Raw genomic sequence first — 16774 nt, forward strand, 5'->3', positions numbered from 1 at the left:
GCTACGCTTTTAACAGGTCCTGCCACCAGTTCAGCGGCTCGCCTTGGTCGTCGTAGACATTGCCGTACAGCCAGCGGGCCTCGCCGGTCTTTACATTGGCATCGAGTAATTTTTCAATCGCCTGAAAACCTACGCCAAAATGAATGCTGTAGACCAAAGCGCGTTCGCTGCTAATGTCCAGGTGGCCGCCCAGTTTTTCGATCTCGCCGGTCAGTTGCTGCTCCAGCGCTTCGTTGGGCTCGCGCATAAATACGCGCAGGCAGAGGTTGCCGCCGCGCTCAACCACTTTAAAGCGACCGCGCGATTCATTATTCAGTTCCAGGGTGTCCAGTGCCGCCACGCCGCGTACAAACAGCGGTGACTTTAATAAGCGATACTGGCCCTCGGTTTCGCAGGGGCTGGCCAGGCACTGTTCAAACACGGGTTGCTGGTTGTTGGGGTGAATGCCGGCGAAGAGTTCCAGTCGGGTTTCTTTATCGGCGAGAGGCGGATGGCTCATAGCAGTAATGAATTTACCTTAAAAGGCGCAATGATAGCGTGTTTGCCGGTCATTCGCATGGCGAGAGGGGGGCTGCTGCGACTATAATATCGCCCCACTTGGGTCGACATGCAGTTAATTACAATAATGAGAGCGACACTACGTTTCATCGACGCCTTCACCGAGGCGACTGGCCGCTTACTGGCCTGGTGTATTCCCATCATGATGCTGGTTACCGCCGCGGTGGTGGTTATGCGTTACGGCTTTGGCTATGGCCTGACGGCCATGCAGGAGTCGGTCAGTTATCTGCACGGCTCGGTATTTATGCTCGGCGCCGCCTATGCCCTGAAACACGGGGCCCATGTGCGGGTGGATATTTTTTATCAGCGCTTTTCTCCGCGCCAGCGCGCATGGATCGACAGCCTGGGCACGCTGATATTTTTATTGCCGCTGTGTGGGCTCATTTTGCTCAGCAGCTGGGATTTCAGTGCCAAGGCCTGGGAAATTCGCGAGGCCTCTGTTGAGCCCGGCGGCATTCCAGCGGTGTTTCTACTCAAGAGCCTGATACCGCTCATGGCGGTCAATCTTGCTCTGCAGGGCCTTGCCGAACTACTGCGCAATGCCCTGGTGCTGGTAGAGGGCGACGGCGCGGAGGTGAACCGTGCTGATTGAGTTGTTGCCACTGCTAATGTTCATCACCATTTGCCTGGTGCTCATGCTGGGCTACCCGGTGGCCTTTAGTCTGGCCGGGGTGGCGATGATCTTTGCCGGCCTGGGTATCAGCCTCGGCCACTTCGACCCCAGTTTCCTCGCCGCGCTGCCCAACCGGATATTTGGCACCATCAACAACATCACCTTATTGGCGGTGCCGCTGTTTGTATTAATGGGCGTACTGCTGGAAAAGAGTCAGCTCGCCGAGGAATTGCTCAGCAATATGGCGGCACTGTTTGGCCGCCGGCGCGGCGGCTTGGGTATCTCGGTGATTGTTGTCGGTATGTTGCTGGCAGCCAGCACAGGTATTGTGGGGGCTACAGTGGTGACCATGGGCCTGCTCTCGTTGCCGTCGATGCTCAAGCGCGGTTACGACCCGGCACTGGCTACCGGCACCATCTGCGCCACTGGAACATTGGGCCAGATCATTCCGCCCTCTATAGCCCTGGTACTACTCGGCGACACACTCTCCAGCGCTTATCAGCAAGCGCAGTTGGACCTTGGGGTATTCAGCCCCAAAACCCTGTCGGTGGGCGACCTGTTTATCGGCGCTCTGATCCCCGGTTTGCTGCTGGTGAGCCTATACATTTTATATATGGGCGGCATGGCGATTCTTCGCCCGGAAAAAGCGCCGCCCGCCAGTGACCTGCAAGCGCCGCCAATCGGCCAGTTGCTGCGGGGCTTTGTTCCGCCAGTGCTGTTGATCGTTACTGTATTGGGTTCCATTCTCGCCGGGGCCGCCACGCCTACCGAGGCGGCGGGCGTTGGTGCCCTGGGTGCAGCGCTGTTGGCGCTGCTGCGCGGCCGTCTGTCGCTGGCGCGTTTGGCTGAAGTGTCGCGGGAAACCATGAAGGTCACCTGCATGGTATTTATGATCCTGATTGGCGCTGCGGTGTTTTCCTTGGTGTTTCGCGGCTTCGGTGGCGACGAGCTGATTCACGGCGCCTTTACGGCGATGCCCGGCGGTGTGGTGGCAGCCACCGCGCTGGTGATGTTGGTGATCTTCCTGCTGGGCTTTATTCTCGACTTTATTGAAATCACCTTTGTGGTGGTGCCTATCGTCGGGCCGATTCTGCTGGCCATGGGCGTAGACCCAATATGGCTGGGCATTATGATCGCGCTCAACCTGCAAACCTCTTTTCTTACGCCGCCGTTTGGCTTTTCGCTGTTCTACTTGCGCGGTGTGGCTCCGGCCTCGGTGGCAACCTCGGACATTTATCGCGGCGTGGCGCCTTATATCGTTCTGCAATTAATGGTGCTGGCGATCCTGGCGCTGTGGCCCGGTTTGGCCACGTGGTTGCCCGCGCTGGTGCGAGGCTAGAAATTAGATTGACAATACTAGGCGTCATCCGTTAACTGGGCGCTCGACCAATAATTCAAACAGTAGGAATACAAACCTATGCGTGACATAGATGATGTGCCCCGCCCCAACGGCGAGTTAGCCATGCAGGTGATCGCTATGCCTGCAGATACTAATGCCGACGGAGATATCTACGGTGGCTGGTTAATGTCGCAAATGGATCTTGCAGCCGGTATTACTGCCGGGCGACGCGCAGGTGGCAGGGTCGCCACAGTAGCCGTTGCGAGTATGGCGTTTTTGTCGCCGGTAAATGTTGGCGCGGTGGTGAGCTGTTATACCGATGTGCTCGAAGTTGGACGCAGCTCCATTCGCATCAATGTGGAAGTCTGGATCACCGAATACGACGACGAAGAGCCGATAAAAGTGACCGAGGGCGAATTTGTATTTGTCGCCATCGACGACAACGGCCGCACGCGGAGCGTCGATTAAGTTAAACCAAAACCAATAGTGCAAGGACAATAATAATGAGCATGACGGGAAAAGTGTGTTTGATTACCGGCGCGACCAACGGCATTGGCCGCGCGACCGCCAAGGCGCTGGTAGAGCAGGGTGCTGAGCTGTTTATTCTCTGCCGCAATGAAGAGAAGGGCCAAGCGCTATTGGACGAACTGCGCAGTATACGACCCGACGCCGAGTTGTCTCTGTTAATTGCTAACCTCGGTAAAATGGCCGATATTCGCCGCGCCGCGAAACAGTTTCTCGATACCGGCAAACCGCTTCACCTGTTATTGAACAACGCCGGTGTGGTGAATACCGAGCGCAAGCTCAGCGCCGACGGCATAGAAGAAACCTTCGCCGTGAACCACCTTGCCTATTTTCTACTGACTGAGCTGCTTCGAGAGCGCATCGTCGCCAGTGCGCCAGCGCGCATTGTGTCGGTGGCATCGGAAGCTCATGCTTTCTGCAAAGGCGTACAGTTTGACGACCTGGAGTTTGCCCGCCAGAAATACAAAACCTTCAAAGTGTACGGCCACTCCAAACTCTGCAATATTCTGTGGACCCGCCATCTGGCCAAGCAACTCGAAGGTACTGGCGTAACGGTAAACTGTGTGCATCCTGGCGCAGTCAGCACCGGCCTCGGCCAGCAAGACAATGTCATCATCGGGAAAGTGTTAGGGCTCGTGTTAAAACCCTTTTTCCGCAGCCCCGACAAGGGCGCCGAAACCTCCATTTATGTGGCGACCTCGCCCAGCTTGGAAGGGGTTACCGGCGAATACTTTGCCGACTGCAAACCCAAGCGCATTAAGCCCTGGGGCAAAGACGACGCGGCGGCGGAAAAACTGTGGTCGTTCAGCGAGGCCTACACCAAAACCACCGTTAGCTAATGGTGTGAACAGGCGCCTAGAGAGCACCTTTCTCTATCTGCCGCTCAATCCACTGCGTCGATTTGGCAACGCCAGCGCCCGGTAACAATTGCCGGGTCAGCTTGGCCGCCGCTGCCAAACCCGCCAGGGAAATTCCCGTGTCATAGCCTTGCTGATTCAGCATCAGCACTAGATCTTCCGTGGCAATATTTCCCGAGGCTCCCGGTGCAAAAGGGCATCCCCCCAAGCCTGCAATAGACGCGTCAAAGCGCCGCACACCGTTTTCCAACGCAGCATAGGCATTGGCGATACCCATGCCTCGGGTGTCGTGAAAGTGGCAGGCGATTACATCGTTATCAAATTCGCGACATAATCTATTGGTTAGGCTTGCGGACTGCTGCGGCGTCGCTGCACCAATCGTATCGGCTAATACAATTTCTTTTGCGCCTGCGGCGAGTAATACTTCGGCTTGTTGCAGGATAATGTCTTCATTAATGCTCCCTTCAAAAGGGCATTCCCACGCGGTGGCGATATAGCAGCTTGCATGCACGCCATCATGGCTGGCTCTGGCCAGTACCGTTTTGGCAAAACGGAAGGCCTGCTCGTTGTCCATACCAATATTCTTCTGATTCATGGTCTCGCTGCTGGCCACCACAATAGCGATGTGGCCTGCGCCGGCTGCGGTCGCCAAGTCGTAGCCCTTCTCATTCGGAATCAGCACCGAAAATTCACCCGCGGTATTTGCCAGGGCGCTCACCACGTGGTCGCTGCCTGCCATGGCGGGAACGGCGCGCGGCGATACAAAAGCGCCCACTTCAATCTGGGTTAGCCCTGCTGACAGCAAGGCCTGAATAAGTTGCAGGCGCTGCTTGGTGTCAAGAACCTGCGTTTGATTCTGCAAGCCGTCGCGGGGGCCAACATCTCTTACCCATACTTTTTCCATGGCGTTTTCTCCTGTCAGGCGATGATGCCGTTGCTGCGCAGGCGCGCTATCTCATCGTCCGGCATCGCTAGCATCTCGCTGAGAATGTGTTGGGTGTCCTGACCGAGAAGCGGGGCGGGGGTGTAGGCGCTCTCTTCGCTGCGCGACAGTTTAATCGGGCAGCCCGGCCCCTTGGTGGTTTGGCCGTTGGGGTGGGCAAGGTCGACCACCATATTTCTGTACAGCACTTGTTCGTCGTTCAAGGCCTGGGAAAAGGTATTCACCGGCGCGGCAGGTATGCGTTGCGCATTCAGCTTTTCCATCCAGTACGCGGTGCTCTGGCTGTGGAAAATATCGGCCAGGGTGGTATCGATAAAGGCTTTGTCTGCAAGGCGTCCCGGTTGGGTGTCGTATTCAGGTTTTTCCAGCGCCTCACAGTGCAAAAGGCCTTTTAAATTGTGCCAAAAATTATCCGTAATCACGCAAATGACCAAGTGACCGTCGGCAGTGGGGTAGCTGTTGTAGGGCACATGCACAAAGTGACTGTTGCCAATGGGGTGGGGGTTGTTCCCCGACATAAAGTGCATGGTCGCCATGTAATTAAGCAGGGAGATTTGCGCATCCAGCATGGAAATGTCCACGTGCTGACCACGGCCCGATTGATAGCGTTCGATCACCGCCGACAATATGCCCATCACACCAAACATGCCGCCGCCAAGGTCGCCAATCGGAATGCCCGCGCGCATCGGCTGCGACGCGTCTTCGCCGGTAATCGACATGCCGCCGCCGTAGGCCTGGGCAACCTGATCAAAGGCGGGCCGTTTGGCACCCGGCCCCTGTTCGCCAAAGCCGGTAATGGAGCAACTGATAATACGCGGGTTGATCTCGGCGAGCCGCGGGTAATCGATCTTGAGTTTTTCCGGCACGCCGGCTGCATAGTTATTCACAACGATATCGGCCTGCTCAACCAGCGAATAAAACACCGCCAGGCCGTCCTCGCTTTTCAGGTCGATGGCGATACTTTTTTTATTGCGATTCAGCGTAATAAAGTAGGCACCCATGCCGTCAATGGAGTGCTCGGGGTCGGTGGCCAACAACTTGCGCGTGCCTTCGCCAGCAATCGGCTCCACCTTGATCATCTCCGCACCCATGTCACCCAATATCATCGTGCAATAAGGGCCGGACAACATATGGGTCAGGTCCAATACCCGCAATCCGGAAAGCGCATTGTTCATAACATACCTGCTGTATTCACGATCGAGTTGTTAGCGGCTGGCGACAATACCACCGTCGAGTACCAAGGTGCTGCCGGTCATATAATTCGATGCGGCGGAGGCCAGAAAAATTGCCGTACCCGCAATATCATCGGCGCTGCCCATACGCTGCAGCGGGATGCTCTGCAGTAACGATTGGTCATCCAGCGGTGCCGTCATATCGCTGGGGAAATAGCCCGGCGCGATGGCGTTCACATTAATGTGGGCCTCGGCCAGGTCGGCCGCAAGTTGACGGGTCAGCTGGATTACCGCCGCTTTACTGGCGCCGTAGGAATAGGTTTTTAGCGCCGAGTGAACCATGCCATACACCGAGGCAATATTAATAATGCGGGCGGGCCTGTCTTCGGCGGCGGCGTTCTTGAGTAGTGGCAGTAATTGTTGGCTGAGGAAGAAGACCGACTTCACATTCAAATTCATCACCTTGTCCCAGCCCGACTCGGGAAAGCTGTCGATATCAGCGCCCCAACTGGCCCCGGCATTATTAATCAAAATATCCAGCCTTGGGGTGAGCGATGTGATGGCGGCGGCGAGCGCTTCCACACCTTGCTGGCTGGATAGATCTGCTTCAATAGCGGTGCAGTCGCCCAGCGTTTGCAAGTGTGCACAGCGTGCGTGAAGTTCTGCCGCTTTTCGCGCGCTGATAATTACTTTGGCGCCGGCGTTAACAAAGCCCTCTGCCAACATCGCGCCAATGCCGCGAGAGCCGCCACTAATGAATACGGTTTTGCCGCTTACCGAGAATAAATCTGTCACGCTTGCTGCCCCCGTTCGCGTTCCTTGTACTGCTCCTCGCCAAAGGAGTAAGACCAGGTCTTATCGTCCAGCTCCATATAGAAGTTCGGCGGCAGGTCATACACCCAGCCGTTGATGACATCCTTACCGCGCTGAAAGGCCGGTCGCTGTGCCAGCGCATTAAACCAGCGATGAATACCGGGAAAAGTCTGTTCGGGGTGAATACCAATCAGTGGCAGGGCGCGCAGCCACGGCCACAGTGCGATATCGGCAATGGAGAATTGCTCTCCGGCGATATAGTGCTGCTGGCTAAGCTGCGATTCAATCACCCGGCACTGGCGAAGGCTTTCCTGCAGGTAGCGCTGTTTGGAATAGGGCTGCTCTTCACGAGCGTAACGCACGAAGTGGTGGGCCTGACCCTGCAGCGGCCCAACGCCCGCCATTTGAAACATCAGCCATTGCAGCTCGGCGTAGCGCTGGCTGGGCTGGCGAGATAGCAGCTGGCCGCTTTTCTCTGCCAGGTAAATCAGAATCGCGCCGCTTTCAAACACCGTGATCGGCCCGCCTTCGGCATCGTTATCGACAATCACCGGCAGCTTGTTGTTGGGGTTTAAGGCCAATAGCTCGGGGCTAAACTGGTCGCCCTGGCTAATATCGTAGGGAATTACGCGATAGTCCAAGCCCAGCTCTTCCAACGCAATAGAAATCTTGTGGCCGTTGGGGGTTGGCACCGTATGTAAGTCGATCATCGCAGCTCTCGTTTGTTATTATGTCAATAATATTGACATTATGCTGAGGCGATTGTCTACCCCCAAGATTTGCTAATTCTCATATTGGCGAGTTGACGTGCCGAGAGAAAGCCGCTAATAATGTAAACTTAGTTGACATTAATTCGGGCCGTGCAAGGCGCTTCACTGCACCGGATGGCTCAAACGCAACAACAATAATAATAGAAAAGATGGGTGCCTATGTTTATCAACAGCAGTACATCGTTACGTCCTCACTGCGTAGCCATTGCACTAATACTGACGGCTCACAACGCGTTTTCCGCGCCGGTAAAAGAGCGCCGGGTGTTGGAGGAGGTCATCGTTAGCGCGCAGAAAGTCGAGCAATCGTCTCAGGATGTGCCCATCTCGCTCACCGCCGTGAGCGGCGAATTTATGAAAGAAGTGGGCGCGGTTAACCTGCAAGACCTCGCCCCGTATATGCCCAATGTGCGCTTTTCCTCCGATACCGATCCGGCACTTACCCAGGTAAATATTCGCGGTTTTGGCTCCAACCCGCTGAATGCCGCTTTCGAAAGCTCGGTGGGTTTCGTGCAGGACGAGGTGTTTTACAACCGCCCTTCATACTTTAGCGAAGCCATGTTCGATATTGCCCGTATAGAAGTCCTGCGCGGGCCGCAGGGCACCCTGTTTGGAAAAAACACCGTGGCGGGGGTATTCAATGTTAGCTCGGCTGACCCCACCGACGACTTCTCCGGGAAACTGCAATGGCAGGAAAACGACGCCGATGAGCGCTACCTGGAAGCGGCCGTAGCCGGTGGCGTGGGCGACCACCTTTCGCTGCGCTTTTCGGCGATGGACCGCGACAAAGAGGGTGACCTGTATAACCAATTTTTGCAGCGCCGCGACGATCAACACGAACAAAATGCCCAGCGTTTGAAGATCTTTTTCGACCCCAGCGATTCGCTGCATATGGAGCTGAATGCCTACCAATCGGAAACCATGGCCAATTACTGGGGACTGCAAATCTTCAAACTGGACGACGACACCCGCACCTTTCTTGAAAACTACGACCCGAATATTGAAGACAATCCCTACGACTTTCGCAGCTCCTACAATGTGCCGGGCTTTATCGAAAAAGCATCCGACAGCCTGTCATTGCTAAGTGAGTGGCAGCTGGGCGACGTGGCCGGGCTGCAGAACAGCGCGTTGACATTAATTGTTGCCGACAGCGAGTTATACATCGACAGCCTTGTCGACCTCGACGCTTCCCCTGCCGACCTTGCCAAACTAGCCGTGACCTCGGACTACAATCAGCAGTCGCTGGAGCTTCGGTTTACTGCCAGCAGCGAGAGCCTTTTCGGGTTGGGCGAGGGCGTTAATCTGGTTGCCGGTATTTACGCTCTGCATTCGGAATTTGAACAACAAACGCAAATTACCGCCGGCGACGACCTGCTGGCCTACCTCACCACCGACGACGCCCTGCAACTGATCAGTGGCAATACCAATGCCGGCTCAGGCGGCTTGCTCGGCGGTTTAAACCTGGCGGGCTTGGGCTTGATCTCCGGTCTGGGTTCCACCTTGATTGGCGACGACAGCTACCTGCTGGACTACTTTCTGGATGTGGAAGCCTACGCGGCCTTTGCCCAATTCAGCTGGTACATCACCGATAAGTGGGTACTCACTCCCGGGCTGCGCTACAGCCGCGAAACCAAAACTGCCGACGCCTCGGGTGCCTCGCGCTGCCGCACTGGCAATCTGGGGCTGCCTTGTTTGATGGGCACCGCGCTAAGCGCCGAGGAATATCAGGAGGAAGGTATCGAGCGCGAAGAGAGCGACCTGTCGCCCAAGCTGTCGCTTCAGTACTATTTGAACGAAGACACCAATGTCTTTATCAGCTACGCCCGCGGTTACAAAAGTGGTGGCTTTAATGCCTCGTCCTTCGGTGGTGAAGACCTCAATTTCGAGCCCGAAAAAGCCGTCACCGTCGAGGCCGGTTTAAAAGGCAGCTTCTTGGATAACACCCTGCGTTTTAACCTCGCCGTGTACCAAACTCAGTTTGAAAATCTGCAAGTGCTGGCCTTCAACGGTGCCTTCTTCGATGTAAAAAACGCCGCTACCGCCACCTCTGACGGCCTTGAAATGGACGTTATGTGGATCACGCCAATGCCGTTTCTGCGCCTTGCCGGTTCTGTAGGCCTGTTGGATGCGCGCTACGACAGTTACCCCGCCGCGCCAGCGCCGATTAATGAAGGTGTCGACGCCCAGCAAGACCTTGGCGGTCGACGCATCTCCTTCGCCCCCAAAGAAACCGCCAGCTTTACTCCAACATTGGAGTTCCCGGTCTTCGGCTTAGCCATGAGTACCAGCGTCGATATTCTCTACCAAGGCGATCAATACACCGACGGCGACCTGGATAAAAACACCTTTTCGCCGGGCTACACCACCGTGTCGGCGCGGGTAAGCCTGGCATCGCTGGATTCCGGCTGGGCAATTACCGTTGGCGGCAGCAACCTCACCGACGAAGAAGTGCTGGGGCAAGTGCTCGATACCGTGTTTTTCCCCGGCACTTACAACACTCGGCAGAAGTCGATGCGGAAAATTTTTGCTTCGCTGAATTATCAGTGGTGAGCGAACGGGTTTTCCGCACAGGTGAGTTTGGGGGGCGGAAAGTGCTAGGCTAGCTGTCCAATAATCAGAAGGGCATTTGCTATGCACGACACGCTTCCCGATACCGGCCTGCAACTGCGCTCGCTGGTCACCGACGACGGCTACCTCAAACTGATACTGAAATCCTCGCCGATCCCCGAGCCAGGCGACGATGAGGTGGTGGTGCGCATTGAGGCGACCCCCATCAACCCCTCGGATCAGGCCACACTGATTGCCCCCGCCGATGTCAGCACCGGCAAAACCACGGGCAGTGGTGCCGATACCGTGTACACCGCCAAACTGCGCCCTGGCCTAGAGGGCCGCGTTAAACCGCGAATTGGCAAGCCGCTGGCGGCGGGAAATGAAGGGGCGGGCACCGTGGTCAAGGCCGGTGCCAGTGCCGCTGCGCAGGCACTGTTGGGTAAAACCGTGGCGGTGATGGACGGCGCGCTTTACTGCCAGTACCGCAAAGTGAATGTGATGCAGTGTCTGCCATTGAATGAGGGCACCTCGGCCCGCGACGGCGCGTCCTGCTTTGTGAACCCCCTGACGGCACTGGGTATGGTTGAGACAATGCGTCGCGAAGGTTTCAAGGCGCTGATCCACACGGCGGCGGCGTCCAATCTTGGGCAGATGCTTAATCGTGTATGCCAGAAAGATGGCATTGATCTCATTAATATTGTGCGCAAGCCCGAGCAGGTTGAGTTGCTGAAATCCCAGGGCGCCAAATACGTCTGCAATTCCAGCGACGACAGCTTTATGAGCGACCTGACCCGGGCGATTGAAGAGACGGGTGCCTACCTGGCGTTTGACGCCACCGGCGGTGGTGAGCTGGGTAGCCGTATTCTCGCCTGCATGGAAAAAGCGGCGCTGAAAGAGGTTGCCCTGCCGGGGCCCTATGGCTCCGATACCTTCAAACAGCTCTACATCTACGGCAGCCTGGATTTGTCGCCGACCATTGTCCATCGCAACTTCGGCTTTAGTTGGGGCATTAATGCCTGGCTGCTGACGCCGTTTATTGCCAAGGTCGGGCCAGAGCGCGCCGACGAATTGCGCCAGCGCGTGGCCGATGAGCTACACACCACCTTTGCCAGCCACTACAGCGATGAAGTGTCGCTGCTGGATGTATTGCAGGCCGATGTGGTCGCTGAGTACAGCCAGCAGGCCACCGGCAAGAAATACCTGATTAATCCCAGCCGGTAAGCGGCTTCGCGTGCCGGGCGACCAAGCCCGGCATGTCCTTCCTTACAGCACTCAGTCCGCAAAGCCTTTTTTCTGCAACCACGCATCGCAGCGCGATATGGCGTCGTCGAGTTTATCGGGTTGGCCGAAGTAGTAGTGAGTGGCGCCCTCCACTTCGTACAGTTCTTTGTCGTCGTGGGCAATGGCGTTATACAAGCGATGAGTGTGGCTGGGGGTGCAGGCATCGTCGGCGGTGTTGCCAATGACGAGAATTGGCACGCTGATTTTCGCTGCGCAGGCTTGGCCGTCGGCATTGGAGTCGTCGTAGCTCCACTGTGACAACCAGCTTCGCAGGGTACAGAATCGGGCTAGCCCAACGGGGCCATTGTTCACGACTTTGGGGTCGCCGAGGTAGCACCAATTTTCCTGTCGGTCATTGGGGTCGACGCTGGGGTCCAGCCAGCGCGGGTCGGCCATGGTGCCGTGTACCACAAAGCCAAATTCGTCGTTGGGTCGGTCGCTGTCTTTCAGGTATTGCAGCTTGTCTTTTACCCAGGCGGTAATCTTTCTGTTGCGGGCAATTTGCGCGGCGCGATAGCTGCTGAGGAACTCCTCGCTATAGGGCGGCTGATTGGGGTTGGCCGGGTCGTAGAGGTTCAGGCCTTGGTCTTTGTTGTCCGGGTTGGCTTCATCGAGAACTGAGGCGTCCATCCATTCGGTGAGGGTATGGGCGCGGCTGACGTGGGCGGCAAGAATCATCACGCCGTCGGCGGGAATCAGCCCTTGGATGGTGAGGTCTACCGAGTCGCCCGCGGGGGTGTGGGTAATGGTCGGGTTTTCCGCCTGGCTTTGATAAAACAGCGACAGTGAGCCGCCGCCGCTCCACGCCGCAAGAATCACTTTGTCGTAACCCAGCTCTTCTTTGGCATGGCGGATGCAGTTGCCCATATCGATGGCGACTTTTTCCATAATCAGTGCGCTGTCGTTACCGGAGTAGCGGCTTTGGCAGTAAATGACCGGGTAACCAGCCTTGGCCATGGCGACCACCATCGGCAGGTATTCGCCGCCGCCAACGGGGTGCATAAACAGAATGACGTTGTTGCAGCGCGGTTGTTTGGGCTTGAGATGGTGGGATTTAAGGGCGCCAAAATCCAGCGGGCCGCCGTAGGTTTCCTTAAACGGGCTTTTATCCTGATAGAAAATTAAATAGGGAATACGCTCGTAGCTTCTTGTCGATTCGCTCATTATATTTATCCTGTTGGCGAGGCTGTGCTCTGATTTATTGTCAATATAGTTTACAAAAAAATAAACGCTATGGCATGCTGGTAGGGTGTTTTTTTTCAGTTTGCCCTACAATCGCTGGCACCACAGAGAAAGTGAAATGAACTTATGAAGAAATTGGTTGAGCAGGATCAGGGCTATTTGATCGGCACACTTGCCTACGCCCTGTACTGGGTGGACGAAAGCTTGCAGGCGAGTTTGGCTGCGGCCGGTTGGGAGCGGATGAACCGCACCCGTTCGATGATTATGTTGAGCGTAACCGCAGGCATTAACCGCCCAGCTGATATGGCGCGCAACCTCGGTGTGAGCCGTCAGGCGATCCACCAGTTGCTGCAGGGCTTAAAGGACGAAAACATTTTGGAGCTTGTGCCCGACCCCAAAGACAAGCGCGCAAAAATGGTGAAGTTCAGCGCCGAGGCGGATGATATTCGCCGCGATGCCCAGGCAATTTTATTGGGTATTGAGGAGGAACTTCGCAAACGAATCGGCAAAACCGCCTTCAATGGTTTGAAGCAAGCGCTGAACAGAAGCTGGGGGCCGATCGCCATCGTTGAGCCGGAAAAATAATCACCCTTTTACCAAAAATAATAATAGGAGCGGTTAATGACTAAGATTTGTGTGTTGTTCCACAGTGGCTACGGCCATACCCAGCGTCTTGCAGAGACCATAGTGGAAAGCCTTGCCGAGCAGGCCGAAGTAACGGCGATTGCGATTTCCCAAGACGGTGAGATCAGCGACGCGCACTGGCAGGCCTTGGATGACAGCGACGGTATTTTATTCGGCTCGCCCACGTATATGGGCAGCGTGTCCTGGCAGTTTAAGCGGGTGGCTGATGCCTCCAGTGGCCGCTGGATGATGCAAAACTGGAAGGACAAATTGGCCGGTGGTTTTACCAACTCCGCATCGATGAACGGTGATAAGTCTTCAACGCTGGCCTATCTGCATACCTTTGCGATGCAGCACGGTATGTTGTGGGTGGGCACCGCGTTGCCGGCGGCAAATACCAAAGCGGCGCAGCGAAACGACGTTAATTACCTGGGGGCGTTTAGTGGTTTGATGGCGCAGTCGCCCGCCGATGCCAGCGCCGACGAGGCACCCCTGCCCGGCGATCTTGAAACTGCCAAACTGTTTGCTGCGCGTTTTGTTGCGCAGTGCCAGCGTTTGACCTAATGCAGGTAAGGGCGCGGTAAGTGCCGCGCCACAAACTTAGCCCCGGCCGCGTTTATCCAGCCGCTCTGCGCCGAAAACTTCTTCTTTTTGTTTGCGTGTTTTTGCCGTCCAGGCATTCAATGCATCACGCGCGCTGGCGGCTTCGTCTTTCATAATGGCGTCGCTATTTTCTGCGCGGCAGGTGATTTCCACCTGAATGCCATTGGGGTCGTACATATATACCGAGTGAACAAAGCCGTGGTCGATGGGGCCAAGGCAGGTTTTGCCGGCGGCGTTTAAATAGTCCTGCCATTCGCGCAGGCTATCCAGCGATTCAGTTTCGAATGCAAGGTGCATGTCGAAGCTATCTTTGCGGCCAAAATGCTCGGGCTTGGAAATACCGGGTTCGTCAAAAAAGGCGATGTAGTTGCCGTCTGCCATTTCAAAAAAGATATGCAAGAAGTGGCGATTGCGGCCGAGGTTTTCACCAAAGTCGATGTCTTCTTCAAAGGCAGCGGCGAGTGTTAAGCCGAGAAGGTCTTCATAAAACCAGCGTGTTTGCTCGGCATCTACACAGCGATAGGCGGCGTGATGAATGTTTCCCAGGGCCTGAAGTGGTTTGTTCATCGCCTGTGGTTCTCCCATTTTAATTATCGTTTTTAGTATTGGCCAGCTGATTGCAACAAGTCAATATACTTGACAATAATGAATCATGTTGATTGTATAAGCAAGAACTAGCAGGCCTCTGCAATACACCTCTTGAGGGTTCGCTGGCTTGTGTAGTGGCTCCCTAACAGCGCAGATAAAGAGAAGAATATGGCGATGTCTCGAGACTGGATGCAGATACGTAGCGAGTTGGTGGATTTCTTGGAGCAGGAAATTTATCCGCGCGAGCCGCTATTGCAATCTGCCGATAAAACCCTTGCCGAGGCGGAATTGGCCGCGCTGGTTAAGAAGGCCAAGGCAAAGCACTTATGGGCCTTTGGCCACCCCGAAGAGATCGGCGGTATGGGCTTGCCGTTTTTGGAATACGCCTACCTGAATGAGGTTATCGGCCGCTCGGAATTCGCTCAGCGCATTTTCGGCACGTATTCTTTGCAGGACTCCATCATGCTCAATGCCTACGCGTCAGACAGTCAGCGCGAGCGTTATTTGCTGCCGCTGGTTGCCGGTGACATCAACCCCAGTTTTGCGATGACCGAGCCAGGTATTTCCAGCTCCGACCCCACGCAGCTGCAGACCACCGCCGAATTAAAAGACGGTTATTGGCATATTAATGGCCGCAAGTGGTTTACCACCGGCGCCGATATTGCCGCCTACACCACGGTAATGTGCCGCACCGAAACACAGGCGCCCGACCACAGCGCATTCAGCATGATTATTGTGCCAATGGGCACGCCGGGCTACTCCATCCTTCGGGATACGCCGGTGCTGGGCATCGCGGGCGGCCACTTTGAGGCCGAATATGTGAATGTGAAAGTGCCTGCCGACAACCTGTTAGGTGAGCGCGGCGCGGGTTTTAAAATCGCCCAGCGACGCCTCGGCCCCGGGCGAATCTTCCATTGCATGCGCTGGCTTGGTCAGGCCCAGCGCGCCTACGACCTGATGTGTAAGCGCTTGCTGTCGCGCAGTGCCTTTGGTTCTGGCCTCGCCGATAAACAGTTAATGCAGCAGCATGTGTTCAACAGTTACCAGGATATTCAGGCCTGCCGCCAGCTAACTTTGCACGCTGCTAAGCGCATCGACGCGGGCGATATTGCCAGAGTGGAAATTGGCGCAATTAAAGTGGCCGGTGCCGGCATGTTGCACCGGGTAATTGACCGTGCCATTCAGGTTTATGGGGCCGAAGGCCTTACCGACGACACTCCGCTAAGCCGCATGTATCGCCATGCCCGCGAAGCGCGGCTCTACGACGGCCCGGACGAGGTGCATGTTCAATCGGTGGCGAAGCAACTGCTGCGAGCCTATGAAAAAGGTCAGGGCTGGGACTTTGGCCAGCGCGATGCCGAGTTTGCGTCATGACGGATATGGCCTTAGTCCGTTTGTTGGAAGAATGCCTGTCGGGGCATTGGCAGAGTAGCGTGACCATCGACAATGTTAAGCAATTAACGGGCGGCGCAGCGTCGCAAACCACCGCGTTTGATGCCTGGGCAGAGGGCACGTTGCAGCCGCTGATCTTGCGTTGTGGCGACGATGAACACCAGTTTGAAAATGCCCTGACCAAACCCACCGAAGCCAGTTTGCTGGAGTTGGTCTATCAGCAGGGCTTGCCGGTGCCGGAAGTGATCGCTCACATACCGGCCAGTGACGTGAGCGGCGCCGGCTTTGTGATGCGGCGGCTCGCAGGCGAGGCACTACCTAAGCGCATTCTTACTGATGTGCGTTATGCCACTGCCCGGGAGCTACTGGCTGGTCAGTGCGGCGCTGTTTTGGCGTCTTTGCACAATATTGATCCGCGTCGCGCCGCTATGCTGGAGTCAGTGTCGGTAGAAGACGACGTGCTGCGTTACCGGGAACGCTATCGGGAATTCGGTCAGTGTTTGCCGGTGTTTGATTTGGCCTTTCGCTACTTATTGGACACCCCGCCAACGCCGCGCCAAGCCGCCATCGTGCACGGCGATTTTCGCAACGGCAATATCCTGGTGGACGAGCAGGGCCTGAGCGGGGTGCTGGATTGGGAGTTGGCGCATATCGGCAACCCGATAGAAGACCTCGGCTGGCTGTGTGTGAATTCCTGGCGTTTTGGCCACGTCGACAAAGCGGTGGGCGGCTTTGGTGACAAGCGTGCCCTGTTGGAAACCTATAACCGCGGCCGCGAAACCGATGTTACCGAGCGGGAGCTGGCCTATTGGGAGGTGTTTGGCGTGCTGAAATGGGGGGTGATCTGCCTGTATCAGAGCGCCATTCATTTGCAGGGTAAGCAGCTTTCGGTTGAGCGGGCGGTGATCGGCCGGCGTTTGTCTGAGTGCGAGGCCGACCTTATTCGGCTGCTGAAGGAGCGTTAATC

The 16774-nt window shown here is 56.1% G+C and carries 17 protein-coding genes; 10 read left to right on the top strand and 7 right to left on the bottom strand.

The genetic code is table 11. The features are described 5' to 3' along the window. Position 1: 1 nt before the first annotated feature. Positions 2 to 499: a DUF4265 domain-containing protein gene (locus ABNS66_RS01615; protein ID WP_204997077.1), complete on the bottom strand. Its 498-nt coding sequence runs from the start codon at positions 497 to 499 to the stop codon at positions 2 to 4. A gap of 126 nt (positions 500 to 625) precedes the next feature. On the opposite strand from ABNS66_RS01615, the gene ABNS66_RS01620 reads away from it, so the two are divergent. From ABNS66_RS01620 to ABNS66_RS01635, 4 genes are all read left to right on the top strand, one after another. Beyond that, positions 626 to 1150, top strand: coding sequence for a TRAP transporter small permease subunit (locus tag ABNS66_RS01620; RefSeq protein ID WP_286839464.1), 525 nt, complete (start codon positions 626 to 628; stop codon positions 1148 to 1150). After that, on the top strand, positions 1143 to 2510 hold the full coding sequence (locus ABNS66_RS01625) for a TRAP transporter large permease subunit (protein WP_204997203.1): 1368 nt from the start codon (positions 1143 to 1145) through the stop codon (positions 2508 to 2510). The genes ABNS66_RS01620 and ABNS66_RS01625 overlap by 8 nt, the downstream gene beginning before the upstream one ends. Before the next feature lie 78 nt (positions 2511 to 2588). After that, positions 2589 to 2978, top strand: coding sequence for an acyl-CoA thioesterase (locus ABNS66_RS01630; protein WP_027874832.1), 390 nt, complete (start codon positions 2589 to 2591; stop codon positions 2976 to 2978). A gap of 35 nt (positions 2979 to 3013) precedes the next feature. Then, the gene (locus ABNS66_RS01635; protein WP_286839466.1) at positions 3014 to 3874 is read left to right on the top strand and encodes an SDR family oxidoreductase; all 861 of its coding nucleotides are present in this window, start codon (positions 3014 to 3016) and stop codon (positions 3872 to 3874) included. A gap of 16 nt (positions 3875 to 3890) precedes the next feature. Here ABNS66_RS01635 and ABNS66_RS01640 read toward each other — a convergent pair whose 3' ends face one another. The 4 genes from ABNS66_RS01640 to ABNS66_RS01655 are packed head-to-tail and all read right to left on the bottom strand — an operon-like array spanning position 3891 to position 7530. Continuing rightward, entirely contained in the window at positions 3891 to 4796 is a 906-nt protein-coding gene (locus tag ABNS66_RS01640) for a hydroxymethylglutaryl-CoA lyase (RefSeq protein WP_286839468.1), read from the bottom strand. A gap of 14 nt (positions 4797 to 4810) precedes the next feature. After that, positions 4811 to 6010: a CoA transferase gene (locus ABNS66_RS01645; protein ID WP_286839470.1), complete on the bottom strand. Its 1200-nt coding sequence runs from the start codon at positions 6008 to 6010 to the stop codon at positions 4811 to 4813. A 30-nt stretch (positions 6011 to 6040) separates the two neighbouring features. Then, positions 6041 to 6802, bottom strand: a complete 762-nt coding sequence (locus tag ABNS66_RS01650) for an SDR family oxidoreductase (RefSeq protein WP_286839472.1) — start codon at positions 6800 to 6802, stop codon at positions 6041 to 6043. After that, a complete protein-coding gene (locus ABNS66_RS01655; protein ID WP_286839474.1) occupies positions 6799 to 7530 on the bottom strand; it encodes a glutathione binding-like protein in 732 nt (243 codons plus the stop codon). The genes ABNS66_RS01650 and ABNS66_RS01655 overlap by 4 nt, the downstream gene beginning before the upstream one ends. Before the next feature lie 219 nt (positions 7531 to 7749). On the opposite strand from ABNS66_RS01655, the gene ABNS66_RS01660 reads away from it, so the two are divergent. Together ABNS66_RS01660 and ABNS66_RS01665 are read left to right on the top strand one after the other, a co-directional pair. Beyond that, positions 7750 to 10137 carry a TonB-dependent receptor gene (locus ABNS66_RS01660; protein WP_286839476.1) on the top strand — a complete coding sequence of 796 codons (2388 nt, stop codon included), beginning with the start codon at positions 7750 to 7752 and terminating at the stop codon, positions 10135 to 10137. Positions 10138 to 10218: 81 nt separating this feature from the next. Further along, the gene (locus ABNS66_RS01665; RefSeq protein WP_286839479.1) at positions 10219 to 11358 is read left to right on the top strand and encodes a zinc-binding dehydrogenase; all 1140 of its coding nucleotides are present in this window, start codon (positions 10219 to 10221) and stop codon (positions 11356 to 11358) included. A gap of 51 nt (positions 11359 to 11409) precedes the next feature. On the opposite strand, the gene ABNS66_RS01670 is transcribed toward ABNS66_RS01665, so the two are convergent. Further along, positions 11410 to 12582, bottom strand: coding sequence for an alpha/beta hydrolase (locus tag ABNS66_RS01670; protein WP_286839482.1), 1173 nt, complete (start codon positions 12580 to 12582; stop codon positions 11410 to 11412). A gap of 144 nt (positions 12583 to 12726) precedes the next feature. Between ABNS66_RS01670 and ABNS66_RS01675 the strand changes: the two genes are divergently transcribed. After that, the gene (locus tag ABNS66_RS01675) at positions 12727 to 13185 is read left to right on the top strand and encodes a helix-turn-helix domain-containing protein (protein WP_051171329.1); all 459 of its coding nucleotides are present in this window, start codon (positions 12727 to 12729) and stop codon (positions 13183 to 13185) included. Between the two features lie 36 nt (positions 13186 to 13221). Continuing rightward, positions 13222 to 13788: a flavodoxin family protein gene (locus ABNS66_RS01680; protein WP_286839485.1), complete on the top strand. Its 567-nt coding sequence runs from the start codon at positions 13222 to 13224 to the stop codon at positions 13786 to 13788. 36 nt (positions 13789 to 13824) lie between these two features. On the opposite strand, the gene ABNS66_RS01685 is transcribed toward ABNS66_RS01680, so the two are convergent. Then, positions 13825 to 14394, bottom strand: a complete 570-nt coding sequence (locus ABNS66_RS01685; RefSeq protein ID WP_286695425.1) for a VOC family protein — start codon at positions 14392 to 14394, stop codon at positions 13825 to 13827. Between the two features lie 189 nt (positions 14395 to 14583). On the opposite strand from ABNS66_RS01685, the gene ABNS66_RS01690 reads away from it, so the two are divergent. After that, positions 14584 to 15789, top strand: coding sequence for an acyl-CoA dehydrogenase family protein (locus tag ABNS66_RS01690; RefSeq protein WP_286839487.1), 1206 nt, complete (start codon positions 14584 to 14586; stop codon positions 15787 to 15789). Further along, positions 15786 to 16772 carry a phosphotransferase family protein gene (locus ABNS66_RS01695; RefSeq protein WP_286839489.1) on the top strand — a complete coding sequence of 329 codons (987 nt, stop codon included), beginning with the start codon at positions 15786 to 15788 and terminating at the stop codon, positions 16770 to 16772. Before ABNS66_RS01690 ends, ABNS66_RS01695 begins: the two co-directional genes overlap by 4 nt. The last annotated feature ends 2 nt before the right edge of the window (positions 16773 to 16774 follow it).

The organism is uncultured Spongiibacter sp. (assembly GCF_964011655.1).
GTDB classification, from domain to species: Bacteria; Pseudomonadota; Gammaproteobacteria; order Pseudomonadales; family Spongiibacteraceae; genus Spongiibacter; species Spongiibacter marinus.